Origin of the sequence: Brumimicrobium glaciale (assembly GCF_004152935.1) — a bacterium.
GTDB lineage: Bacteria > Bacteroidota > Bacteroidia > Flavobacteriales_D > Crocinitomicaceae > Brumimicrobium > Brumimicrobium glaciale.
The window spans coordinates 134,219-158,357 of the sequence record NZ_SETE01000003.1 but is presented as its reverse complement, the minus strand read 5'-3'; the positions used below and the strand labels follow the sequence as shown (position 1 = coordinate 158,357).

General features: G+C 33.2%; 23 protein-coding genes. 13 read left to right on the top strand and 10 right to left on the bottom strand.

Going from position 1 to position 24,139, the window contains the following annotated elements; genetic code table 11:
- The first annotated feature begins 131 nt into the window (after positions 1-131).
- The 3 genes from ERX46_RS07945 to rseP all read left to right on the top strand — a co-directional run bounded on the left by ERX46_RS07945 (position 132) and on the right by rseP (position 5,416).
- Positions 132-1,940 (top strand): LamG-like jellyroll fold domain-containing protein, encoded by a 1,809-nt coding sequence (locus ERX46_RS07945; protein WP_130093327.1) that lies wholly within the window; start codon positions 132-134, stop codon positions 1,938-1,940.
- Positions 1,941-2,068: 128 nt separating this feature from the next.
- A complete protein-coding gene (locus ERX46_RS07940) occupies positions 2,069-3,892 on the top strand; it encodes a T9SS type A sorting domain-containing protein (protein ID WP_130093326.1) in 1,824 nt (607 codons plus the stop codon).
- 192 nt (positions 3,893-4,084) lie between these two features.
- Positions 4,085-5,416, top strand: coding sequence for an RIP metalloprotease RseP (rseP, locus tag ERX46_RS07935; protein WP_207214144.1), 1,332 nt, complete (start codon positions 4,085-4,087; stop codon positions 5,414-5,416).
- 205 nt (positions 5,417-5,621) lie between these two features.
- Here rseP and ERX46_RS07930 read toward each other — a convergent pair whose 3' ends face one another.
- The 5 genes from ERX46_RS07930 to ERX46_RS07910 all read right to left on the bottom strand — a co-directional run bounded on the left by ERX46_RS07930 (position 5,622) and on the right by ERX46_RS07910 (position 9,976).
- Positions 5,622-6,827: a T9SS type A sorting domain-containing protein gene (locus ERX46_RS07930; RefSeq protein WP_130093324.1), complete on the bottom strand. Its 1,206-nt coding sequence runs from the start codon at positions 6,825-6,827 to the stop codon at positions 5,622-5,624.
- On the bottom strand, positions 6,824-7,033 hold the full coding sequence (locus tag ERX46_RS07925; protein WP_130093323.1) for a T9SS type A sorting domain-containing protein: 210 nt from the start codon (positions 7,031-7,033) through the stop codon (positions 6,824-6,826). Before ERX46_RS07925 ends, ERX46_RS07930 begins: the two co-directional genes overlap by 4 nt.
- Positions 7,006-8,211, bottom strand: coding sequence for a T9SS type A sorting domain-containing protein (locus ERX46_RS07920; RefSeq protein WP_130093322.1), 1,206 nt, complete (start codon positions 8,209-8,211; stop codon positions 7,006-7,008). The genes ERX46_RS07925 and ERX46_RS07920 overlap by 28 nt, the downstream gene beginning before the upstream one ends.
- A gap of 174 nt (positions 8,212-8,385) precedes the next feature.
- On the bottom strand, positions 8,386-9,594 hold the full coding sequence (locus ERX46_RS07915; RefSeq protein WP_130093321.1) for a T9SS type A sorting domain-containing protein: 1,209 nt from the start codon (positions 9,592-9,594) through the stop codon (positions 8,386-8,388).
- Between the two features lie 40 nt (positions 9,595-9,634).
- Complete coding sequence (locus ERX46_RS07910; RefSeq protein WP_165366183.1) at positions 9,635-9,976, bottom strand: T9SS type A sorting domain-containing protein; 342 nt, start codon at positions 9,974-9,976, stop codon at positions 9,635-9,637.
- 335 nt (positions 9,977-10,311) lie between these two features.
- Between ERX46_RS07910 and ERX46_RS07905 the strand changes: the two genes are divergently transcribed.
- The 9 genes from ERX46_RS07905 (at position 10,312) to rdgB (ending at position 17,334) form a co-directional block, all read left to right on the top strand.
- Entirely contained in the window at positions 10,312-10,992 is a 681-nt protein-coding gene (locus tag ERX46_RS07905) for a hypothetical protein (RefSeq protein ID WP_130093319.1), read from the top strand.
- Between the two features lie 27 nt (positions 10,993-11,019).
- Positions 11,020-11,850, top strand: coding sequence for a hypothetical protein (locus ERX46_RS07900; RefSeq protein ID WP_130093318.1), 831 nt, complete (start codon positions 11,020-11,022; stop codon positions 11,848-11,850).
- A 6-nt stretch (positions 11,851-11,856) separates the two neighbouring features.
- Entirely contained in the window at positions 11,857-12,669 is an 813-nt protein-coding gene (locus tag ERX46_RS07895) for a hypothetical protein (RefSeq protein WP_130093317.1), read from the top strand.
- Between the two features lie 108 nt (positions 12,670-12,777).
- A complete protein-coding gene (locus ERX46_RS07890; RefSeq protein WP_130093316.1) occupies positions 12,778-13,485 on the top strand; it encodes a hypothetical protein in 708 nt (235 codons plus the stop codon).
- Positions 13,486-13,517: 32 nt separating this feature from the next.
- Positions 13,518-14,270: a hypothetical protein gene (locus ERX46_RS07885; RefSeq protein ID WP_130093315.1), complete on the top strand. Its 753-nt coding sequence runs from the start codon at positions 13,518-13,520 to the stop codon at positions 14,268-14,270.
- 118 nt (positions 14,271-14,388) lie between these two features.
- Positions 14,389-15,051 (top strand): hypothetical protein, encoded by a 663-nt coding sequence (locus tag ERX46_RS07880; RefSeq protein WP_130093314.1) that lies wholly within the window; start codon positions 14,389-14,391, stop codon positions 15,049-15,051.
- Positions 15,052-15,098: 47 nt separating this feature from the next.
- Positions 15,099-15,764, top strand: a complete 666-nt coding sequence (locus ERX46_RS07875; RefSeq protein WP_130093313.1) for a hypothetical protein — start codon at positions 15,099-15,101, stop codon at positions 15,762-15,764.
- A gap of 19 nt (positions 15,765-15,783) precedes the next feature.
- A complete protein-coding gene (locus tag ERX46_RS07870) occupies positions 15,784-16,707 on the top strand; it encodes an alpha/beta fold hydrolase (RefSeq protein WP_130093312.1) in 924 nt (307 codons plus the stop codon).
- Between the two features lie 36 nt (positions 16,708-16,743).
- Complete coding sequence (rdgB, locus tag ERX46_RS07865; RefSeq protein ID WP_317127184.1) at positions 16,744-17,334, top strand: RdgB/HAM1 family non-canonical purine NTP pyrophosphatase; 591 nt, start codon at positions 16,744-16,746, stop codon at positions 17,332-17,334.
- Positions 17,335-17,635: 301 nt separating this feature from the next.
- Here the strand turns inward: rdgB and ERX46_RS07860 are convergent, their stop codons facing one another.
- The 3 genes from ERX46_RS07860 to ERX46_RS07850 are packed head-to-tail and all read right to left on the bottom strand — an operon-like array spanning position 17,636 to position 20,148.
- On the bottom strand, positions 17,636-18,283 hold the full coding sequence (locus ERX46_RS07860) for a response regulator transcription factor (protein ID WP_317127183.1): 648 nt from the start codon (positions 18,281-18,283) through the stop codon (positions 17,636-17,638).
- A 55-nt stretch (positions 18,284-18,338) separates the two neighbouring features.
- On the bottom strand, positions 18,339-19,211 hold the full coding sequence (locus ERX46_RS07855) for a sensor histidine kinase (RefSeq protein WP_130093310.1): 873 nt from the start codon (positions 19,209-19,211) through the stop codon (positions 18,339-18,341).
- Entirely contained in the window at positions 19,174-20,148 is a 975-nt protein-coding gene (locus ERX46_RS07850; protein WP_130093309.1) for a tetratricopeptide repeat protein, read from the bottom strand. Before ERX46_RS07850 ends, ERX46_RS07855 begins: the two co-directional genes overlap by 38 nt.
- A 258-nt stretch (positions 20,149-20,406) precedes the next feature.
- Here ERX46_RS07850 and radA point away from each other — a divergent pair, with 258 nt between their 5' ends.
- Positions 20,407-21,771: a DNA repair protein RadA gene (gene radA / locus ERX46_RS07845; RefSeq protein ID WP_130093308.1), complete on the top strand. Its 1,365-nt coding sequence runs from the start codon at positions 20,407-20,409 to the stop codon at positions 21,769-21,771.
- Between the two features lie 13 nt (positions 21,772-21,784).
- Here radA and ERX46_RS07840 read toward each other — a convergent pair whose 3' ends face one another.
- Both ERX46_RS07840 and ERX46_RS07835 read right to left on the bottom strand, forming a co-directional pair.
- A complete protein-coding gene (locus ERX46_RS07840; protein WP_130093307.1) occupies positions 21,785-22,195 on the bottom strand; it encodes a Rieske (2Fe-2S) protein in 411 nt (136 codons plus the stop codon).
- 83 nt (positions 22,196-22,278) lie between these two features.
- Positions 22,279-23,937 (bottom strand): AAA family ATPase, encoded by a 1,659-nt coding sequence (locus ERX46_RS07835; protein WP_207214143.1) that lies wholly within the window; start codon positions 23,935-23,937, stop codon positions 22,279-22,281.
- Between the last annotated feature and the right edge of the window lie 202 nt (positions 23,938-24,139).

The following is a 24,139-nucleotide window of genomic DNA, read 5'->3' as shown; positions in this document are numbered from 1 at the left end:
CTGAGTCGTATTGTATTTAGTGTTGTAAATCAGTGCTTTGATTGTTGGTGTGTCAATTGAATAGGCAAAATAATTTGGTAAATTGTATTTAATGCTTACTTTTGTCTGACCAAGAAATCAAAATCACTGAAATGAACCTTAAATCCTTTTTATTCGCCTTTTTTATTCCAATTGCACTCTTTTCTCAAACGGGGCCAGGTGGTGTTGGGAATTCATCTGATAATGGGTTGTGGCTAAAAGCTGATGCCATTAAAGGTTTAGCTGATGGAGCTCCTGTTGTGAAATGGGGTGATGACTCTGGGAATGGGAACCATGCAATTGCAACTCTCAGTGAACAGCCTAAATATCAAATAAATGGTATTAATGGAAGACCAAGTTTGCTATTTGATGGGAGCAATGATCAGATGATTATTGCTGATCATCCCATTCTGGATGGCTCTGTTGGAATAACTTATTATACTGTGGTTAAACCAAATAATTTGAATGGAAGCCCTCGTGGAATTTTGGGAAAAAGAGATAGTCAGACTGGTAATTTAGATTATTCATATACATTTTTCTTCTGGAAAAGCAATTTTTTAAACCTTGATATAAACACTCAAAATAATCGATTCACAACCAGTCCGAGTGCATATTCAAACAATAAGGCATACATGCTAGGATTTGATTTTAATGGAAGTTTGATTGAAGGTGAAAGATCAAGAATTTTTAATGCTGGGAACCTTGTAAAACAATCTGATGAATTTTCAGATATTTTAAATAATAGTAGTGCGGAACTTGTATTGGGAGGATTGAATAGGAATTATACTACACGTCTTGGAGGCGATTTCTCTGAGGTAATTCACTATAACCGTGCATTAAACACCGCAGAAAGAAAAATCGTAGAAAACTATCTAGGTGCTAAATATGGAATAACCATTGCAAACGACTTATACACTCACCAAGCTGATTACGCAGGAGAAGTTGCGGGAATAGGGCAGGATGATGATTCAAATTCTCATAATGATGCGCAAGGATCCGCGATTGTTAGAATTAATAATCCTTCAAATTTAGTTGATGGAAGTTATTTGATCTGGGGACATAATGAAAAGCCGCAAACTGTTAATAATATCATAGATGTTGATGGTGCGATTATTCAATCGCGTATGGAGAGAGTTTGGGCAGTTACCGCAACTAAAGAATTAGGAAGTATTGACATTACTTTTGATCTTTCAAGTTTTTCTCCAATTACACCAACTGATGTTCGTTTATTAATCGACAGAAATAATAATGGTTTTGTAGTCAATGATGTGGCTCCAATTGTGGGAGCAGTATCGGGACCAAGAATTACATTTTCAGGTGTAAAACTTAATGATAATGATAAATTTACCTTAGGCTCTATTAATTTTAATCAAACACCACTTCCAGTAGAACTCACAGACTTCCATTTGAAATCTAAAGAAAGAACTGTAGATGTACTTTGGACAACGGCATCGGAGTTAAATGCAGATTACTACCTTCTTTCAAAAAGTAAATCTGGGAAATCATTTGAAAATTTCGCTCAAGTAAAAGCCAATGGCACAAAATCTACTATTTCCAACTATAAGGAGAGAGACGAAACTCCATATTCAGGTATTTCATATTACCAATTAACGCAAGTTGATTTTGATGGAAGAACAACAGTTTACGGACCAATCTCAGTAAACAGACAACAAGACCAATCTTTTGTATTGGTGCCGAATCCAACAAATGGCATTTTTAAATTGAAAAGTGCGATTCCTACCGAAGGCAGTACAACTGTATCAATTTATAGTTCAATGGGAAGATTCGTCAAGGAAATCACTTTATTGCCTGGAGAAGTGAATTCTAAGTATATCGATTTAGGCTTAGAATCTGGAGTTTACTATATAAAATTGTTTGGAGAAATTGAATTTTACTCGTCTTTAAAATTGGTGGTGAAATAAACGAATCGTGCTAGAATGGTTAACGAAAGAATTCATTCGTCGAGACAAAACGTAAGTTTATCTACAATAATGTTGACTTAGACGAGAGTAATGTTTATTTTTGAGCTCATTAAATTCCCAGAACAAAGATGAGAAACTCAGTTATTTTAATACTATTTTTAATTCCTACTGTCCTTTTTTCTCAATTTGGTCCAGGAGGTGTAGGAAATTCTTCAAATAATGGACTTTGGCTTAAGGCGGATGACATTAATTTGAGCCATGGAACCTTGGTGGAAAGATGGGACGATCGCTCTGGGAATAATAATCATGCGATAAACTCTGATATAGCTGAGCAGCCAGTGTTTAGATCTAGTAGTTCAATCAATGGGAGACCCTCTGTTTATTTTGATGGAGCTTTAGATCAAATGATTATTGCAGATGATGACATTTTAGATGGAACGAGTGGAATAACTTTCCTTACTGTTATTCGTCCTGATAATTTAGACTCAGCTCCAAGAGGTGTTTTAGGAAAAAGAACGAATCAGGGTACTTCCTCGGATTACGCTTATACTTTTTTCTTCTTTTCTTCTGATTATTTGAATCTCGATTTAGATCGACAAAATAATAGGTTCAGTACATCTCCAACCGCCTTTTTTAATAATACTAATTACATGTTGGGATTCGATTTTGATGGTGCTAGAGCAACGAATGATAGATCTAGAATAATAAATGCAGGGAATGTCATAAAGCAATCTTCTGAAAGTTCAATAATTTTACCAACGTCAAAAGAGCCTTTGGTTCTTGGAGGATTAAATAAAGACTATAACAATGGTGGTCAAAAACGTTTAGGAGGAGATTATGCCGAAGTCATTCACTATAATCGTTCTTTAAACACTGCAGAAAGAAAAATCGTAGAAAACTATTTAGGAGCTAAATACGCCATTCCAATTGCCACTGACTTATATGAATTTCAAGCTGCTTATGCTGGCGAAGTTGCAGGAATAGGTCAAGATGATGCTTCAAATTCTCATAATGATGCGCAAGGTTCAGCAATGGTTCGAATAAATACTCCTTCAAGTTTAAATGATGGTGACTTCATGATTTGGGGACACAACGAATCTTCACTTGATACGAATAATAGTATAGATGTTGATGGTTTAATAATCGAATCACGTATGTCAAGAGTTTGGGCAGTGACCAAAACCAATGACTTGGGAACCGTAAATGTGATATTTGACCTTTCTGGTTTTGATCCTTTAACAGCTTCCGATGTGAGATTATTAATTGATAGAAATGGAAACGGCTTTTCTGATAACGATGTTGTGCCTATCCCTGGAACCGTTTCCGGAACAACAATCACTTTTAGTGGAGTCAAATTTTCAGATAAAGATAGGTTCACTTTAGGCTCTATTAATTTTAATCAAACACCACTGCCTGTAGAACTCACAGATTTTTATTTAAGGTCCAATGCAAAAAATGTTGATGTACTTTGGACAACAGCTTCTGAGTTAAATGCTGATTATTTCCTTCTTTCAAAAAGTAAAGAAGGAAAATCATTTGAAAATTTCGCTCAAGTAAAAGCCAATGGTACAAAATCTACTATTTCCAATTATAAAGAGAGAGACGAAACTCCATATTCAGGTATTTCATATTACCAATTAACGCAAGTTGATTTTGATGGAAGAACAACGAATTATGCGCCAATTTCAGTGAATAGAAAACAAGATCAATCTTTTGTTCTAGTTCCTAATCCAACAAATGGCATTTTTAAATTGAAAAGTGCGATTCCTACCGAAGGCAATACAGCTGTATCAATTTATAGTTCAATGGGAAGATTCGTCAAAGAAATCACTTTATTGCCTGGAGAAGTGAATTCAAAATTCATTGATTTAGAACTTAACTCAGGAGTCTATTTTGTGAAAGTGAATCAAGAAAACGGAAAAATAGAAACCTTAAAGTTGATCGTTCGATAATTATGAAATATCATGATTAGCGCAGTAGAAGTTGATTATAATGCAACAAATAAAAAGGGGGTATTTTTTATAATTCAGTTAAAAAATCCATAAATGTTAATTAAACCACTAAGAGGATCTAATTATCCATTTTCAATTGTGAATTATCAATTACTAATCCTCATATTTGTACTTTAAATTTTTAAGCAGATTATGGATTTTTGGATTAAAGCCGCACAACTTTTACTTTCACTTGCAATTCTTGTTACGATTCACGAATTTGGTCATTATTTGGCCGCTCGTGCATTCAAAATTCGCGTTGAGAAATTCTATCTATTCTTTGATCCTTGGTTTTCTTTATTGAAAAAGAAAATTGGAGATACAGAATGGGGAATTGGTTGGCTTCCATTGGGTGGTTATGTAAAAATTGCAGGAATGGTTGATGAATCAATGGACAAAGACCAAATGGCTTTGCCTCCAAAAGACGATGAATTTCGTTCAAAACCTGCCTGGCAACGATTGATTGTAATGGTTGCAGGGGTTGTCGTAAACATAATAGCTGGTTTCCTTATTTATATTTTAGTTGTTTCTGCTTGGGGAACAGATTCTCTAACAAATGATTCTCTAAAATATGGAATTGCAGTCAACAAAAATTTCAATGAATTAAATTTAGGAATTGAAGATGGAGATCTCATTACTGCTGTTGATGGAGAAACTGTAGAAAACGCACAACTCGTAAATCTGCAAGTTTTCTTGCGAGGTTACAGAGAATTAGAAGTACTGAAGCCTTCTGGAGAAAAGAAAATCATTATTTTAGATAAGGACATCAATGACTGGATGTGGGAAAATGATGCGGTAATGGCTTTCACTGCTAGAATGCCAACAATTGTTGATTCTGTAATGCAAAACAGAGATGCTTTCAAAAAAGGATTAAGTAAAGGAGACAGCATCGTAAGTATTAATGGAGTCGCAACACCTTTCTTCCATGACCTACAAGCGCAATTAGCTAAACAAGAAGGCGATTCTACCTTGGCAACTGTTGGATTATACAGAAATGGTGAATACAAGGAATTGGATGTTTACACGGATGCAAATAAAACTATAGGTTTCCAACCAAATCGACCTGAATGGTTAGAAGCAACACATACAGATTATACTTTCGGAGAATCAATCACAAAAGGGATGGAGAAAGCCGGCTGGACAATGCACGATTATCTAGCACAATTACCCTTGATTTTAACAGCAAAAGGAGCGCAAAGTGTTGGTGGTTTTGGTGCGATAGGAAGTCTTTTTCCTCCAGCATGGGACTGGCAAGTTTTCTGGGCAAATACCGCATTCATTTCTTTGGTTTTAGCAATTATGAATATCCTCCCAATTCCAGCATTGGATGGTGGACACATTATGTTCCTGTTGTATGAAATGATCACAGGAAAAGAAGCACCACAAAAGGTTTTAGAATACGCTCAATTGATAGGATTTGTAGTCTTGATGACCTTGTTCTTGTACGCCAATGGAAACGATGTTTATCGGGCATTTTTTCAGTAAATAGCGTTTTTAAATGCTGTCATATAAAATATTAAGCACCTAGGCAATCGTTTTCTGAACGTGCTTAGGTGCTTTTTTGGTTTCATTCATCAATTTGTCACTTAACTGTGAATTCATAATTATCTTTCCTTATTCAATTCGAAATTAACTTCAGTTCAACAAGCTCTCGACATTGCGCTGAGGGCTTCACCTTTCGTAATTAAATTTATTTTTTAATAAATTTCTCCTGCCATTGATTCTCCTCACCAACTACATTCAAAATATAAATCCCTTTTTCTAATTTCCTAATGTCTAATTGATTAATTTCCTGTGAATTTAATATTTGCTTTAAAACAACTTTCCCATTAATATCACTAATCAATACTTCTGCTTTTTGAACTGATGCAGGAAGCTGAACATTCAAAACATCAATTACTGGATTTGGATAAACACTAATTTGCGGAGCATCCATCGCATACTCAACATTTGACAACCACGCTGGAGAATTACTATTTTCTAAAGTGTGCAAGTCTTTGCGAGATGCCACCCAAATATTACCTGAAGTATCAAACTCAAAACCATAAAACTCATCAAAATTGATTGGACTATTGGCAGCTGTGTAAACCTCTGACCAATCTGAATTCTCTAACTTGCCAAGCGCAATAAAATCATCATTAACATCTCCAAAAGCAACCCATAAGTTGTTGTTTTTATCGAATTCTATTTCTAGAACGTTAGGAGAAGGCATGTTGGTGGTGTTGTTTGGGGTGATGGTGTCGTAACCAATTCCGTTGTGGAACTTTGAAATACCAAAAACGAAACCTAGATAAATTGTGTCTGATTCATTGTCGAATTCCATGATGTCAGTTGCGCCAGTGAGATAAAATGAGTCGTTCCCCAACCAATTATCAATACTATTTTCAACATGAAAATATGGGCCTCTATTCGTGTAAAGCTGACCGTTTTTAGCAGCGCATTGTGTAGCATTTAGAGTTGTGTTTTCTGCTCCAAATCCTAATCTATACTTTAATAAATAATCATTACTACTTGTTACAAATAGGGTATCAATATCATTTGTTATTTCATTAAAACTATTACTTTGATACAATAATTGCTTTTGATAATTATTAAAAGAATACAAGCCAAAAAGCTTTTTCGTGAAAAATATATTCCCTTGAGTGAAGCCAAAGTTAATTTCATCTCCAGCCTCTCTATCTCCTAATTCATTTTCGTCAAAAGTTGTAAAAGTACCATTAGAATCAAAAACTGATGTAAAATAAAGACTCACGCACCACATACTATTTGTGTAAGGGTCTATGGTGAATTGGTCGTAAGCTGAATGATTGTGATAATTTTCGCCTTGCACAGTAATCCATTGAGAATGCAAGGGAAGAGAAAATACTATGACCAATATGTAGAGAAAATTTTTCATTGTTTTAAATATTTTAAGGTTTTAGAAAATGATGAGCCATTTACTTTGATATAATACACACCTTTTGCCCAGCTATTCACATTAACGTTTAAACTTGCTCCATTGGTTGGGATTTGAGTGATTTCATTAAGGCAATTTCTTTTCAATTCATAATTAAAACATTCGTAATTATTCAATTCTATTCCTTCACCAATTTCTCCTGCCATCGATGCTCCTCACCAACTACATTCAAAATATAAATCCCTTTTTCTAGTTTCCCGACGTCTAATTGATAAATTTCCTGTGAGTTCAATATTTGGTTTTTAACGACTTTTCCATTGATATCACTAATCAAAACTTCTGCTTTTTGAACAGATGCTGGAAGCTGAACATTCAAAACATCAGTTACTGGATTAGGGTAAAAACTTATCTCAGGCTCATCCATCACATATTCATGATTAGACAACCAAGCAGGAGAATTGATATTATCTAAAGTATGTAAATCTTTGCCTGATGCCACCCAAATATTTCCTAAAGTATCAAACTCAAAACCATAAAACTCTTCAAAATTAATTGGACTATTGGCAGCTGTATAAACCTCTGACCAATCTGAATTTTCTAATTTTCCAAACGCAATAAATTCATCATTAACATCTCCAAAAGCCACCCATAAGTTGTTGTCTTTATCAAATTCTATTTCTAGAACGTTGGGCGATGGCATGTTGGTGGTGTTGTTCGGGGTGATGGTGTCGTAGCCAATTCCATCGTAGAATTTTGTGATTCCGTGAATGAAACCTAGATAAACTGTATCAGATTCTTTATCAAACTGCATTACGTCTGTTGGGCCCCAAAGATAATAAGGGTCAATTGATAACGGATTATCAGTATTGTTTTCAACAAACAAATAGGGACCTCTGTTGGTGTAAAGTTGACCATTTTTAGCAGCACATTGCCTAGAAGTGATATTTGTATTTAAAACGCCTGTTCCAATTATATATTTAATCAAATAGTTATTACTACTTGTGACAAAAATAGTGTCATTATCATTTGTTATTTCATTAAAACTAGTACTTGAATACAATAATTGCTTTTGAAAATTATCAAATGAATACAAACCATAGAGTTTTTTTGTAAAAAATGTATGTCCATTGGTAAAGCCAAAGTTAAGTTCATCGCCTGGTTCTCTATCTCCCAATTCATTTTCGCCAAATGTGATGATATTTCCGTCTGGTTCAAAAACTGTAGCAAGAAAAGGACTCACCAACCAGATGTTATTGGTGTAAGGATCAATGGAAAAATGGTTAAAAGCCGAGTGATTATGATAGTTTTCTCCTTTAATAGTAATCCATTGTGAATGGAGAGGTAATGAAATTACTATGATTAATATATAGAGTAAATTCTTCATTGTTTTAAGTATTTTAAAGTTTTAGAAAAAGAATCGCCATTCAATTTAATGTAATACACTCCTTTTGACCAACTGTTTACTTTGACGTTTATAGTGTTTCCTTTGGTTGGGGTTTGATCCTTCTCATCAAGCCAATCTCTTTTCAATTCGTAATTACCTAATCCCTAATTAAATTTATTTTTTAATAAATTTCTCCTGCCATTGATTATCCTCAGCAATTACATTTAAAATATAAATTCCTTTTTCTAGTTTTTCAATATTTATTGAATTAATTCCCTGTGAATTTAATATTTGCTTTAAAACAACTTTCCCATTAATATCACCAATCAAAACTTCTGCTTTTTGAACAGATGCAGGAAGCTGAATATTTAAAGCATCACTCGCAGGATTGGGATAAACACTTATCTGAGGTTCATCCATCGCATACTCAATATTTGACAACCAAGCAGGCGAATTACTATTTTCTAATGTGTGCAAGTCTTTGCCAGATGCCACCCAAATATTTCCTAAAGTATCAAACTCAAAACCATAAAACTCATCAAAATTGATTGGACTATTTGCAGCTGTATAAACCTCTGACCAATCTGAATTTTCTAATTTTCCAAGCGCAATAAAATCATCATTAACATCTCCAAAAGCAACCCATAAATTATTGTCTTTGTCAAATTCTATTTCTAGAATGTTGGGTGAAGGCATGTTGGTAGTGTTGTTTGGGGTGATGGTGTCGTAACCAATTCCATCGTAAAACTTTGTAATGCCATTATTAAAACCTAAAAACACCGTATCAGTTTCATTATCAAATTCCATTAAATCTGTTGGCGCCCCCAGCGAGAAAGAATCTTGCCAAATTGGACTGTCAATTCCATTATTATCAACATAAAAGTATGACCCTCTATTTGTGTACAAAAATCCATTTTTAGCAGCACATTGTGTTGCGTTTAGATTGGTATTTTCGATACCAGAAATTAATCTATACTTCAAAACATAACCACTTATGCCCGTTATAAAAAGAGTATCTTTATCAGTTGTTATTTCATTAAAACTAACACTTGAATATAATAGTTGTTTTTGATAATTGTCAAACGAAAACAAGCCATAAATATTTTTTGTAAAGAACGTATGTCCTTCGGTAAAACCAAAATTAAATTCATCACCGGGTTCTCTGTCCCCTAGTTCATTTTCTCCAAAGGTAATAACAGTTCCATTTGGTTCAAAAACTGAAGCAAGAAAAGGACTCACCAACCAGATGTTATTGGTGTAAGGATCAATGGAAAAATGGTTAAAAGCCGAGTGATTATGATAGTTTTCTCCTTTAATAGTAATCCATTGTGAATGCAAAGGAAAAGAAACGAATATGAGTAAAATGTAGAATAAGTTTTTCATTGTTTTAAGTATTTTAAAGTTTTAGAAAAAGAATCGCCATTCAATTTAAAGAATCGCCATTCAATTTAATGTAATACACTCCTTTTGCCCAACTGTTTACTTTAACGTTTAAAGTATTGCCTTTGGGTGGTAATTCAGTTATTATTTTTCCATCTGAGGAATAGATAGTAATATTATTTACAATTTCTGATTGACTAAATGAAATTGTGAAATCCTCTCTTCCCGGGTTGGGGTACAAATTAACTGTAAAGTCATTCATGTCTAATTTATTAGTTTTTAATGGATTTATTGCAGTATCATCAAAATAAATCTTAGCGGAATCGCAATGTAAAGTGAATTGTTCTGTAAAATTAGGATCTGAAATATAAAGTGAAGATACCATTATTGGGGTTTGGGATTTTAACAATTTCATCAAATGGATCTTGGTCAAATAACAAAAATGGGTAATTAGTTTAGTGTTTCCAGTGCTTCCAACTTGAACTTGACCTCTGATGGTATCACTGTAAAATTCTATGGAGTACAAATGCTTTTTTTTATTAATTTAATTACTCTTATTCGTAATTGATTGTCCTTCTACTCACCGAACTATAATCCCAAAAAGCTTTTTATTTAGAAATATAAATTGTAGTTTTAAAGAACACTATTACAATTAGATTCTAAATGGATCAGGTTTTAAACCTTTCTTTACTAGGTTTTTAAATTGTTTAAACACAAATTATGAAACATATATCTTTAATCTTTTTGACCTTTTTTTCACTTTTAGCTGTTTCCCAAAATAAGAATGCAATCCATGTTGGAATAACCGAAGGAGTATATCTGCAAGAATCAATATTTAGAAACTTGGATGCTTATTCTAAAACAGATGTTCAAATAGGAATGCAATTTGAATTAGAATCAAGTACTTTAAATGCTTATGGAATCTACCAATTGTTTGGAAATGTGAATAGCAAGGAATTTTCGAATTATCTATTTGCCAGTCACCTTCTTGGTGTAGGAGTAGAACAGCGAATAAGCAAAACGAAAAGAGTATCCTTATTTATTGGTGCAAACTTGCTGACTGAGATAGCTTCAAACTTTGAAAATGGTTATATGCGTGGAGCTTATCCATCTTATCCTACTTTAGGTGAGGTAAACAATTTTTACCATTCTACACCATTTGCAAACAGTGTCTATTTAGGCGCTGATGTAAAAATATATAAATCGCTTCATTTGAATATTTCAATCGAAAATAATTTTAGAATTCTTAAGATGAGATCGACCACTTTAGCAATAGAAGATTTTGATGGCAGAACATTAGATGAAGTAATTAATGATCAAGAATTAAAAACTGTTGTGGTTGATAGGTTGGGATTGCGGATAGGTTTGAATTACAATTTTTCATATAAAAATGAGAGATAAAATAAAGACCAATTAATGTTATGAAAGATGAAAATTAAATCAATAACTTTATTAATACTCGTCACTTCTTTAATGACTTTTAGTTGTAAAAAACAAGGTTGTATGGATGAATATGCATTGAATTATGATGTTTCTGCCAAAAAAGAAGACAACAAATTTTGCCTTTATAAGACACCTGAAATTAGTGAGTATCTTCCAAATTACGGAGCGAATACTGCAACCTTAGTTGCTATTGACAGGGGGACTAAATATGAATACAATAAATACGGACCTGAGTTATCGTCATGGATGTTTAGTTTATACGCTGGTTTTTCTTTAAATGGAGAAAAGTTGGTTTCAGCTGGTAATGTTTCGGCGAGTGTTTATTCGCAAGAACCGGTTACACCCTATAATAAATACTTTATGCCACTTAACAAGAACTTAAATAATTATTATCAAAAAAGTCATACCAACCAGGTTTTTTTACCTCCATCTTATTTTCCTAATCCTATAGAATGGAAAGGAACAGGAGATGATTGGCCATTATTTAATACTACTAATTCGAGTGGTTTTTCAGGAAAAAGTAATGTAATATCTGATGATCCAAGTACATCAACGGCCTATACTTTCGAAGTAAAACCAATGAGCTCAGCAGATTCATTAGTTCTTGAAATAATTGGACAAAGAAAACACATCACAAAAGTAATTCCTTCAAACTTATCTTCTTATGTTTTTAGTCAACAAGAAATTGAATCTGTTGGAAGAGGAAACTCAGTTCTTCGTGTTGTTTCTGTGAGGTATGAAAAGCAAAGTGTAGGAGGAAAGACGTATTTCATGTTAAACCAAAAAAGAACTTCGAAAGAAGTTTTTATTAACTAGAACATCATGAAAAAAAGAGTAAAATTAATTCTTATTTTAATTACAACTTGTTTTGCTTTTAGTTGCAAAAAACAAGGATGCATGGATGAGTATGCAGCGAACTATGATGCTTCAGCCAAAAAAGAAATTGAAGGTTTTTGCTTTTATAAAACTCCAATAGCAGGCGATTACATACCTTATCATGGACCAAATACAACCACTTTAACAGCTATTGATAGAGGGTTTTATGAAGTGTTTTTACACTCTAGTGGGTGGACTGAGAAGTGGGACTGCGATAAGAAAGCCGTTTTTTATGGTAATAATAAAAACCAACTAATCTCAGCGGGCGATGTTTTTATGATTTTCATTAATCTACCTCCATTCACGGAAAAATTAAAGCAAGATGAAAACAATTTTTATGACGGTCATGGGTGGTTGGGCGTTGGATTTCCAAAGTTCTTTCCTGATACGATTGTTTGGGAAGCTACAGGGAGTCAATGGCCAGCTTTTAACTTGTCTACTTCAGTAGGTTTTTCAGAAAGAAGTTTAATTCAATCTGCCGCCCCACTTTATGGACAGAATTACATTTTTGATGTTAGTCCAGCTCCAACCGCCGATTCTATTGCCTTAGATATTTATGGACAAAGAAATAAATTGTCAAAAGTAATTTCTGCTGATTTATCAAATCATACTTTTAGTCAAAACGAAATAGAATCGCTTGGTAGAGGTAATGCGGTAATTCGTGCGGTTTCTATGAAATACGATGTTCAAGCAAATGGCGGTCAAATGTATTACTTTTTAAATCAAAAAATTGACACATTACAAGTCATGATTAAATAGTGCCTGGTCGGAAAAAGAATGACTTCTTAGTTTGTTTAAATTTTATGAAAAGTTTAAAAATTTTGATTTGGTTTAACGGTTTAATATTATAGTGAAAAAAATACTTTTATGAAACAACTACTTTGCATAAGCTTATTATTTGGATTTAGCATTTCTAGTTTTGCTCAATCTCAAACGAAGATGATAATTGAAATTAATAAGTCAATATCCAAAGAGATTTTTACTGATGATTCAGATCAGCTATATCGTTCTTTTAATTTAGCAGTAGGACCACAATTTGAAAAACAATGGGGGAGTATAGAAATTAAAGCTAGTTATATAATGTCTACTGCTGATTGGCCTAATAATTTTATACAATTTCAAAGTCATTTTTTAGGAGGTGCTATAAAATACGTCATCATGAATAAAGATAAAAGATTCAGACCATTTATTGAAATCAATTTGTTCACAGAAATAGCTACAAATTATAAAGATGGTTATTTGAGACTTTATCAATTAACCCCCACCGATAAAGCTTATGATAATAATTATAATAACTATAATGGAGGTTATAGCTCTAATTTTTATGATTCAACTCCTTTCCTTGGTAAATACCTTGTTGGTATGGATGTCAGACTTTCCAGAAACCTAAACTTAGGTGTGGCTGTTGGATTTACGAAAAGAAAAATGTTATATAGAACCAAATCTTGGAATAGCAATAATGCTGATAAAGTATTCGATGACTTGAATAATTACCCTACAATTGAAAGTCGTCCTAATATGCTTGAGTTACAGCTTGGATTAAAATATTCATTTGGTTTTAAAGGCAGTAAATAATTGATTTCTATTGATTCGAAAATAGCTTTATTATGAAAAAGATTCAAATTACATTTTTAGCAATTATATTGTGTTTTACCTCCTTCTCTCAAAACAATCTTCAAGGATTTGCTGAGGTTTCTCAGTCCATTCATACAGACAATTTTACGGAGACGAACCTAAAAGCTGGAATTACATTTCCAAAGGCAGATGAGAGCTTTTCAATTCTTATTCATTATTCTTATAATGGAAATTCAAAGATGACGAACACAGGTCAGTACATTCCAGCTTACACAATGACTTCTCACTTTTTAGGATTCGGTTTAAAACATAGAATGTTCAATGAAAATACGTTTTATAGCCCATCGATATCTTTGTCTTTTCAAACAGAAATAGCTTCTGATTACAGAGGGGAATTTGTTAATGAAGATTACCATCCTAGACCAAAATATTTCACTAAAAGGGTTCATGAATATGGTAAAAATTATACTGTTTACTCAGGAATATACTATATTTCTTCTCCATTAATAGGAAGACTTGCGATAGAAAATGAATTTAAGGTTTCCAAAAGTCTGAGTATTAATCTTGGATTAGGAGCATACTTTCGTGCTTTTAAGGCGCAGAAAACATCTTGGAGTATAGATGACGAGGAGCTATTTTTAGGTGATCCATTTGATAGACAACCAGAAATAGAGATCTCGAAACCAATCAATTTTAAAAACGTAAAGAATGTCGTTAGCTTTGATTTAACTCTAGGTTTAATTTATAAATTTTCAATCTCAAAAAACACTTCAGTAGAAAAGTGAGATTTCAGATAAATAGGTAATAAAATAGGAATAATCACATTTAATAGCCAAAAAAATCAATTTTTAACCTCAAGAATGAGTTTAAAGACGTAAATTTGATTCTATTAAATCCATAATTATGAAAGTTACTGCACTTTTTATCACTTTCTTACTTTTACTTAACTTTTCATTCGCTCAGGAAATGAAGATTAAGTATGATATTTCTATGAAATCTAATGATCCTGAAATGCAAGCCCAATTGCAAATGATTGAAGGTTCATCACTAACGGTTTTTGTTAAAGACGCTCTTTCTAGGACAGAAATGAACATGGGAGGGCTAATGAAAACAACCACTATTCTGGATGTCGAAAAGAAGAAAGGACTCATGCTCATGGACGGAATGCTTGGAAAACAAGCAGCACCTTTTGGAGGAACAGATTTTGATAAATATAAATCTAAAGAGAATGATTCAAAAATTGAGTACACTGACGAAACAAGAGTAATCTTAGGATATAAGTGTAAGAAAGCAGTTATGTATATGGAAGAAGACAATGTTGAAATGACATTTTGGTACACTGAAAACTTGAAAACTTCTAAAGCTTATTTAGGAGAATATTCAAAATTTGGAATTCCAGGAGTAGCGCTTGAATATGGAATTGAGCAGTCTGATGTAACAATGAAATTTGTTGCTGTGGAATTGAAAACAAGTTTAAACGATGTAAAAGGTTTATTTAATCTTAATGTACCAGCTGGTTATACAGAGAAATCTTTTAAAGAAATCAGTAATATGTCTGGACAGTAACTAATAATTCAAGCGTCAATTAGTCGCTAATCAATAAAAACACACAAATGAAAATTAAAGCAATTTTAGGTTTAGCAGTAATGATGTTATCGTTTACTGCAATTTCGCAAGTTACGAAAGGAAAGATTTCTTACGATGTATATGTTTCCTCTGATGATCCAGCTATTTCAGCGTATGTTGATCAAATGGAAGGAAGCACATTAGACTTGACTTTCGTTGATGGAAAAATAAGATCTGATATGTATGTTGGTCAAATGATGACAACCACAGCGGTTAGCATAAAGGGGCAAGATACTTCGTTGGTTCTTTTGGATGGAATGATGGGTAAAATCGCAATGAAGGTGACCAAAAATGACATGGATGAAGAGGAACGATTGGCTTTTGAAAATAGAGAAATCGACTTGACTGATGAAACTAAAGAAATCATGGGTTATACTTGTAAAAAAGCTATTTTAACAGCTGGTGATGCTGCGGAATCAATAGTTTGGTATACGGAGGAAATTCTTCCAACTTTCAGAGATGGACAATATCTTTTTGAGGAAATTCCTGGAACTCCTTTGGAAATGTATTCTACATGGGGAAAAATGAACCTAAAAATGGTTGCTTTTGAATTTAAAGGAAAATTAAAGAAAACGGATGAGATTTTTAGTACAAAAATTCCAGAAGGATTTACTTTGAAGACGACTGAGGAAATGAAAAAAATGGGGCAATAAATAAAAATCATACGCTATAATGTTTAGATTTTTGGCTGTCCTCTTGCTTGGTTTATTTAGTCTAGTAAGTTGTAAAAACATCGTTAGAAAATACGATACACGTGTACACAAATCGTATCAACGAAAAGATTTTTCAAGTCAAACTGTTGAACTCGGTAATCACAATATATTTTATTACGACAACAAGCGGGAGAATGCTCCCGTTTTGTTGTTGGTTCATGGTTTTGGAGGGGACGGGAAGATTTCTTGGAAAGACCAAGCAAAAGCTTTTGAAGATGATTACCGTGTTATAATTCCAGATATTCTTTGGTTTGGAAAGAGTAAAAGTACAGCTACTCCAGAACTACAAACTCAAGTGGATGCAATTATTGACTTAATTGAATACCTTAAAGTTGAAAAAATTCATCTGGTTGGGATTTCTTATGGAGGTTTCATCGGCTTAGGTGTTGCCCAGAAAAACGGAGGTAAACTGGCTTCTCTTACTATTGTCGATTCTCCGGGAATACATTTCACAGATGCAGAATCCCAGGCATTTTGTGATAAAATAGGAGTGGATAGCATTTCTGATGCTTTTATTCCTCAAAATAGCGATGAGGTAAAAAGAATGTTGGATTTTGCTTTTAGAAAACCGCCAAAACTTCCAGGATTTATTAGAAAGCAAACTTTAGGAATTTACATGAGTAAAAATCCAATTGAACAAAGGAAAATGCTCAATAATCTGCCAGAAAACCGCAAGCAATTTCAAGAATTAAAAATTGAAAAACCAGTTTTAATTCTTTGGGGAGAAGACGATGAAGTATTCTTAATCGAAGATGCTAAACAACTTCAAGAGCAGCTAGGCGCTCAATTGATAATTATTCCAAAGGCGGGACATGGTTTGCCCTCAGAACAACCCAAAGACTTTAATAAGGCTTTAAGGAATTTTATTGAAAGCGTTGAATAAATATAGTTTATCAATCTTTACCAAAAATTAAACACCATGACATCACAAAAAATTGAACTCGTTTTTGCAACTCAAAATAAGAATAAAGCTTACGAAATTCAAGGACTTTTACCTTCAAATATAATTGTAAAAACTTTGCAAGATATTGGATGTGGTGATGATATTCCTGAAGATCAACCCGATTTAGCTGGAAATGCGTTGCAGAAAGCACGCTATGTTTATGGAAAATTCAATGTGAATTGTTTTGCTGATGATACAGGATTAGAAATTGAAGCGTTAAACAATGAACCAGGAGTTTACAGTGCGCGCTATGCTGGCCCAGAAAGAGACAGTGAGAAAAACATGGACTTAGTTTTAGATAAGTTAGAAGATAAATCATCTAGAAAAGCACAATTCAGAACAGCAATTGCATTGATCTTAGATGGAAAAGAATATCTCTTCGAAGGAAAAGTAATGGGTGAAATTCGACATGAACGCAGCGGAGAAAAAGGCTTTGGCTATGACCCGATTTTCGAACCAGAAAATTACGGAAAAACCTTTGCAGAAATGACTTTAGCCGAGAAAAATGAACGCAGTCACAGAGGAAGAGCAATTGAAGCTTTGGGTGAGTTTTTGGGTGAGCATTAGGCTATATGCTTTATGCAATAAGCTTTAAGCTGTAGGCTTTTTTACTTTGTTCTTTCACGGTCTTATCTGAAATGTTATTTACTAAAGTAGATTGACTTTTTTAGAGCATTTCATTCTACTTCAATATACGTCTTATTGATAAACGAATACCAAAGTCATAATTTTGGACTATTAAACTGAGTAAATCAACTCTAATCACAGGGCCTTTTTTGAATGATTTCTATTTCCCTCTTTTCATTTCATTCAAACGAAGGTAGAACCTTTTCTTTAATTCAAGGAAGTTCCGAACGAACAAAATCTACTAAATCAAATTGTTCTTTAAACCTTTTTGAATGGCTTCAACTTTATTGTGAACTTGCATTTTTTTGTAAACATTCTCAATATGCTTTCTCACTGTTGAGGAACTAATTACTAAGTTTTCTGCAATTTGGTGGTGATTTAATCCTTTGGCAATTTGTTCTAATACTTCTTTTTCTCTCTTCGTTAAAATAATTTCTTCCGTATCACTTTCTGACTGATTTTGAATAGGATTTCTTAATAAGTTCAAAGCTTTTAAAGCAATTGATGGATTCATTGACGCTCCGCCATTTAATACTTCTTTTAGTCCATTAAAAAGCGTTTCAGGATCAGTATCTTTAAGTAAATAGCCATTTGCTCCAGCTTTAATCGCATTGTAAATATTTTCATCGTCGTCAAAAACCGTAAGCATCACAATTTTAATTTGAGGATATTTTGAACGAACAATTTCAGTTGCTTCTATTCCATCCATCTGAGGCATTTGAATGTCCATTAAAATAACATCTACATTGAGATCATCGCCTAGCATTTTAATTAATTCTGTTCCATTTTGGGCAATGAATTTCAATTTTAATTCATCAAAAAGAGCAATCTTTTCAGTGATGGCTTTGGCTAAAAATGAATTGTCTTCTGCAACTGCTATTCTTATCATAATCAGGAGTTTTTGTAAATATAGAGGTTTCTAATATAGTTTGTAATAAGTCAAATTACCTATTTTTTAGAAATTCAATTTTAATCTGTGTGCCTTTTCCTACTTCAGATTTCAATTCATAAATAGCATTGATTTCCTCAGATCTGGTTTTCATATTTTGCAAACCAAAACCATGTTTTATGGAAGACAAATCAAAGCCAACTCCATTGTCTTTCACCGTAAAAATTATCACATTGCGCTCCTCTTTCATGTTGATCTCAATACGTGTCGGAGAGGCATATTTAAGTGCGTTATTTACAGATTCTTGTAGGATTCTAAATAAATTTATTCCGTCAGCAGGTGAGAATATAAATTCAATATTTTCAACTTGATTCTCAAAAATAAATTCAATATCCTTGGTGTTTTCTTTGGCTATTTCTAAAAAGCTTAAAATCCGTATTTGCATATCTTCTATGGATAATTTATCCTTGTTCATGGCCCATATAGTATCGCGTAATTGAGAAATGGTAACACGTGCAAAAGTAGAAAGATCTGTGAGTTTATATTTTAATTTATCTTCTTTAGCGATGTATTTCATATTGTCCATAGAAGAAATTAAAAAGGTCAATTGCGATCCAATGTTGTCATGTAAATCTCTTGAAATTCGCATTCTTTCTTTATAGACTTTGTTTTTCGTTTCTTCTTCGGCAATAATATCTTTCAGTTGATTTTCTTTTTGAAGGTGTTGTTGCTTCGTTTTTAACTGTCTATAAATCAATATTGCGATAAATAAGAGTAAAGCAACCGTCAGTAAAACGCCGATTAAAATAGAAGTCCGTCGCCTTACTTTGGTTTTTTCTAGCAGCACATTAGCTGTTTCAATCACTAAATCTTTTTCTTTCTTTTCAGTATCAAATTGAACTTCTAATTGTGCAATAGTTTTGCTCATCAATTATTTGATCTTTTATATTCTGATGTTTATTTCTGTAGAATAATGCTTGTTGATAATTGCCGATTTTCTCATAAGCAATTGCCAGTTGATCACAATTGACTTGACAGAGATAAGTGTATTTTATTTCCTCACTTATTGCCAAAGATGCAAGGTAGTTTTCTATTGCTTTATCAACTTTATTTTGCTCGAAATATACTGAGCCAATAAATCCGTAATTCTCTGCTAAACCGTTGAGATCATTCTTGATTTTCCGAATTTCAAAAGCTTTTAGATAGTAATCTAATGCTTTTTCATAATTTTCTTTTGCGAAAAATGCTTGTCCAATATTATTCAAGCTGTAAGGAATTCCTAAACTATCTTTGTTTGCTTTTACAATTTCATAACCTAAATAGAAATACTCGAGAGCCCGATCCATTTCATCATTATACTGATACAAAACGCCGATATTATTATAAGCAGCAGACAAAGCTATTTCGTCATCCGTGGTTTTCAAAACTTCAATACCTTGATGCATATACTCCATCGCTTTAGGCAAGTTTCTTCTTTTCATTTGATAACCCATTGATGCATAGGTAGAACCAATTCCTACTTGATTTCCGCTTTTTTCGAAAGCTTGAATTGCCTTGGTCATAGATAGAACTGAAGTCTCATAATCTCCTGAATAATAAAAGGCTAACCCCATTTTCGCATAGACATTGCCTATTCGGTTTTCATCCTTTATTTCCTTTGCAAGTTTAAGGGCAAGTTTATATTTCTCAATAGTCTTTTGACCTTGACTGTTCATTATTTCAAATGGAATGGCAATAATAGTGTCAATTTGCTGAGTGGAATTTAGTTTCAATAAGTGCTGATCAAATTCTTTGAAAAATTCAGTTTGGGAATGAATCATTGATCCAAAAAGTAAAAAGACGAGAAGTGAAATTCTTTTTAGCATGAACTTTTGATTTGTTTGTTCAACCAAAAATATAAATATTATTGGTTTTTATGTAATTAAATCTAGTGATATTGAGTGTTCTAATTAAATTGATAATAGGTCAATTTAGATTTGAAAGAGAAATAGATGATGTTGATTAATTAACGTATTTTGAATTTTCAATGAACTAATTCATTAGAAAACCGTACTTTTATTTCTTGTTGGTTTCGCTTTAAATAGAGTAAAATCATAACTTGTATTTTTCTAAAAATTTATAGCATGGCAAAGGTAAAAACAGCGCATTTCTGTCAAAATTGTGGTCACGAATCTGCTAAATGGTTAGGGCGTTGTCCATCTTGTAATGAGTGGAATACGTTTGTGGAAGAAGTAATCAGTAAAGGAAAAAATGAAGTCACTATTTTTTCTAAAAGTACGAAGCGTACTGCCGTTCCACGTGCCATTCATGAAATTCAAGATATTCCACAACAACGCATTCAAATGGTCGATTTAGAAATGAATCGAGTTTTAGGAGGAGGTTTGGTCCCTGGATCATTGATTCTCTTTGGAGGAGAACCTGGAATTGGAAAATCAACTCTGATGTTGCAGGTAGCAATGCAAGAAACCAATCATAAAATATTATACGTTTCTGGAGAAGAAAGCGAGCAACAAATTAAAATGCGCGCCAGTAGAATAGGGGAGTTGAATGAAACTTGTTATTTGTTGACTGAAACGCAATTGGAAAGTATTTTTAAACATGCTGAAGAATTGCAACCGACCATGTTGGTGATTGATTCTATCCAAACAATTCATACAGATATCATAGAAAGTTCTCCGGGAAGTATTTCTCAAATTCGAGAAAGTACTGCGCAATTATTGCGTTTTGCCAAACAAACTGATACACCAGTATTTTTAATTGGACACATTACAAAAGAAGGATCATTGGCTGGACCAAAGGTTTTGGAGCACATGGTAGATACTGTTTTACAATTTGAAGGAGATCGAAATCACGTTTATAGATTATTGAGAAGCATCAAAAATAGATTTGGTTCGACAAACGAGTTAGGAATCTACGAAATGTTAGGAACAGGATTACGTCAAGTTGAAAATCCATCAGAAATTTTAATCTCAGACAACAAGGATAAGCTTTCAGGAAGTGCAATTGCTGCAACACTAGAAGGATTGCGACCGATGTTGATTGAAGTACAAGCCTTGGTGAGTACAGCAGCTTATGGAACTCCTCAAAGAAGTGCCACAGGTTTTGACTTACGTAGATTGAATATGCTTTTAGCTGTAATGGAAAAAAGATGTGGATTTAAACTTGGAGCAAAAGATGTCTTTTTGAATATCGCGGGAGGAATAAAAGTGAGCGACCCAGCAATTGATTTAGCTGTTGTAGCATCAATATTATCTTCTAATGCTGACTTGGCAATTGAAAAAAATGTGTGTCTTTCGGCTGAAGTTGGTTTGTCTGGAGAAATTCGACCGGTGAATCGCGTTGATCAACGTATTTCAGAAGCAGAAAAATTAGGCTTCGACAAAATTATAATTTCAAAAGACAATAAAGGAATCAAGCAAGAGAATTTCAAAATTGAGATTATTGGTTGTACAAGAATAGAAGAGGTTTTAAAGGAATTGTTTAGTTAGAAATTGATTTCAATCATTCTCCAAACCAACTGAAATAAGTACGCAAAAGGAAAAAGCCATCTTCGTCTTCTTCCAGAGGGTAAAAGTCCAGATACAGGCCGTGTCCGCGACCAGTTTCTACATCAAATTTATACTTATGAACTGGACAAGTTACACGTCCATCATGAATAGTGCAGCCTTGCATTTTTTGATCTTGGTGCGGACAATTATTAATAAACGCATAAATTTCATCTTCTTTCAATACAAAAAGCACTTCACCAAAAGGAAAAGTTTTGGTCAGTTCTTTACTCTCAGGAAAGTTTTTTAAAAACTCTTCTCGAGTATCCGCTAAGTGATATTTTCTGGTTTTATCTGAAAACATGAAAGAAAGATAAGTAAATTTTGTTGGATTGAGGTTTGCTCTATGTGTAAATTCGAATCCCATCCTTCGCTCTCATTCTCTTTTTCACTCTCTTACTTTAGTTTGTTGTGATTTATATTTATGAAGAAATATTCTGAAGCGCTTAACTATTTCTCTTCTAAATACCTTCTTCCTTTTTCAGTTAATTGATAACGTTGTTTTTTGCTTTTTTCATTTTCTTTATCGGTAAATTCTAATAGTTCTAAATCTCGCAAAGAATTAAGGTATTTTCGTTTATTAACTGATTGGTAGCTCAATCCCAATGTCTCTTCAATAAGAACTCTTCCTTTTTGAGGTGATTTCATACAGGACACTAAAACTTGGACGTGTTTTTTACCCAATTCATCAATTTTCCATGTTTTATTTACACTTTTTTTCTTGCCGTACCTTTCCTTTTTTTCCTCAACTATAAATTGAGTTTCTGGAATGTCTCCTAATTTATCAAAAAGCCATTCTATATATTTGTCTAACTTGCCAGTAAGATAATATGGGAGGCTTAATAAATGAAAAGACTTTCCATTCTGAGTTTTTAATTCATCTAATTGAATTTGACCTGCGTAAAGTCGTATTGCAAAATGAAGTGGCGATTTGTCCATAAAAACCTGAAGTGATTTTAATGTGCCTTTTGCTCCAGATTTCACCTCAATTGGAATGATTTTTCCTTGATATACGTGTAAGAAATCAATTTCAGCATCAGACTGTTTTTTTTGACGAATCCAAAAATGGAGTTTATCTAAACTGAGGGTCTTTTGCGCAAGTAATTCTTGTCCTGTTAAATGTTCTATTAATGTGCCTTTATAAACATTGTGCAGGTCTTGTGTGCCAATAATGTCTTTTTGTAATCCTAAAAAATAGTTGATTAAACCAGTGTCTAGAAATTGAATTCGTGGTGTTTTCTTTTGATCTGGTTCCAATGGTAATGTGGTGCCAGTTACTGGATACAATATATGCATTAAATACGTTTTTTCTAATGCACGCAGTACTTCTCCAATTTCTTTGGAACTGTAATTCGAATTTCCAAAACCGGTGAGGGATGTTCTACTTCCTGCTTTTTTAAGGGTTTGGTATATACAAAATCTAATCAATTGTAATTGATGATCTGATTTCGCATATTTCTCTGCATCTTGAATATATGATTGAATCAAACTATCGTATAGTGGACCAAGTGCTGTTATATCTTTGTTTTTTCGATAATGCTGAATTATCTCTGGCATTCCGCCAATTAGTGCGTAAATGTGGAAAGATTCGAGCAAACTTGAATGGGCGTAATTTTCAATTGGTAATTTTGCATATTCTTCTAATAATTGTTCTTCTCCCATTGCAGTTAAATATTCTTCAAATGAAACGGGACGCAGTACTTTGTATTCTACTCTTCCCACTGGAAAGGTAACGTTCTTACCTAGTAAAGTTTCTAACATGCTTCCTGCTGAAATTACTGCTAGTTCTGGCAAATCTTCTTTAAAATAACGCAAGATATTTACTGCTTCTGGCATCTCTTGAATTTCATCAATGAAAAGTAAGGTATCATTTACAAGTTCTTTTTTCATTCTATGGTGTAGAAGAATTTTTGCAAATAATTGATGGATATCGCGAAAGTTTTCGAAAAAAGAACGGTCCTGTGCAGATTCGAGGTTGAGATGGATATATTGTTTAAATTGTTTCCCAAATTCATCTACCAAGGTTGTTTTACCTACTTGTCGAGCGCCACGAATAACAAGTGGTTTGCGGAAACTATCTGTTCGCCAACGCTCTAATTCTTTTATCATTCTTCGGTAAAACATATTCTTTTGAATTTAGTGTCTTGTGCTTTTTTAGGTATTCTATAGTACAAATATACGGAAATTATTTCGGGTAAGGGTTAATTAACTCAATATGTTGTTATAAGTAACGGTTAATTTAACAATATTTTAGAGTAAAGTAAGGGTTAAATACTATGAAAAACTGACTAAAGTAAGGGGTGTTTACCAA

Coding starts and splice junctions, on each gene's coding strand:
- rseP (WP_207214144.1), top strand. CDS start 4,085: ATGGATTTTTGGATTAAAGCCGCACAACTTTTACTTTCACTTGCAATT.
- ERX46_RS07945 (WP_130093327.1), top strand. CDS start 132: ATGAACCTTAAATCCTTTTTATTCGCCTTTTTTATTCCAATTGCACTC.
- ERX46_RS07880 (WP_130093314.1), top strand. CDS start 14,389: ATGAAAGTTACTGCACTTTTTATCACTTTCTTACTTTTACTTAACTTT.
- ERX46_RS07895 (WP_130093317.1), top strand. CDS start 11,857: ATGAAAAAAAGAGTAAAATTAATTCTTATTTTAATTACAACTTGTTTT.
- ERX46_RS07925 (WP_130093323.1), bottom strand. CDS start 7,033: ATGGCAGGAGAAATTGGTGAAGGAATAGAATTGAATAATTACGAATGT.
- ERX46_RS07940 (WP_130093326.1), top strand. CDS start 2,069: ATGAGAAACTCAGTTATTTTAATACTATTTTTAATTCCTACTGTCCTT.
- ERX46_RS07885 (WP_130093315.1), top strand. CDS start 13,518: ATGAAAAAGATTCAAATTACATTTTTAGCAATTATATTGTGTTTTACC.
- ERX46_RS07910 (WP_165366183.1), bottom strand. CDS start 9,976: ATGGTATCTTCACTTTATATTTCAGATCCTAATTTTACAGAACAATTC.
- ERX46_RS07835 (WP_207214143.1), bottom strand. CDS start 23,937: ATGATAAAAGAATTAGAGCGTTGGCGAACAGATAGTTTCCGCAAACCA.
- ERX46_RS07890 (WP_130093316.1), top strand. CDS start 12,778: ATGAAACAACTACTTTGCATAAGCTTATTATTTGGATTTAGCATTTCT.
- ERX46_RS07900 (WP_130093318.1), top strand. CDS start 11,020: ATGAAAATTAAATCAATAACTTTATTAATACTCGTCACTTCTTTAATG.
- ERX46_RS07860 (WP_317127183.1), bottom strand. CDS start 18,283: ATGATAAGAATAGCAGTTGCAGAAGACAATTCATTTTTAGCCAAAGCC.
- ERX46_RS07930 (WP_130093324.1), bottom strand. CDS start 6,827: ATGAAAAATTTTCTCTACATATTGGTCATAGTATTTTCTCTTCCCTTG.
- rdgB (WP_317127184.1), top strand. CDS start 16,744: ATGACATCACAAAAAATTGAACTCGTTTTTGCAACTCAAAATAAGAAT.
- ERX46_RS07920 (WP_130093322.1), bottom strand. CDS start 8,211: ATGAAGAATTTACTCTATATATTAATCATAGTAATTTCATTACCTCTC.
- ERX46_RS07870 (WP_130093312.1), top strand. CDS start 15,784: ATGTTTAGATTTTTGGCTGTCCTCTTGCTTGGTTTATTTAGTCTAGTA.
- ERX46_RS07840 (WP_130093307.1), bottom strand. CDS start 22,195: ATGGGATTCGAATTTACACATAGAGCAAACCTCAATCCAACAAAATTT.
- ERX46_RS07875 (WP_130093313.1), top strand. CDS start 15,099: ATGAAAATTAAAGCAATTTTAGGTTTAGCAGTAATGATGTTATCGTTT.
- ERX46_RS07855 (WP_130093310.1), bottom strand. CDS start 19,211: ATGAGCAAAACTATTGCACAATTAGAAGTTCAATTTGATACTGAAAAG.
- ERX46_RS07905 (WP_130093319.1), top strand. CDS start 10,312: ATGAAACATATATCTTTAATCTTTTTGACCTTTTTTTCACTTTTAGCT.
- ERX46_RS07850 (WP_130093309.1), bottom strand. CDS start 20,148: ATGCTAAAAAGAATTTCACTTCTCGTCTTTTTACTTTTTGGATCAATG.
- radA (WP_130093308.1), top strand. CDS start 20,407: ATGGCAAAGGTAAAAACAGCGCATTTCTGTCAAAATTGTGGTCACGAA.
- ERX46_RS07915 (WP_130093321.1), bottom strand. CDS start 9,594: ATGAAAAACTTATTCTACATTTTACTCATATTCGTTTCTTTTCCTTTG.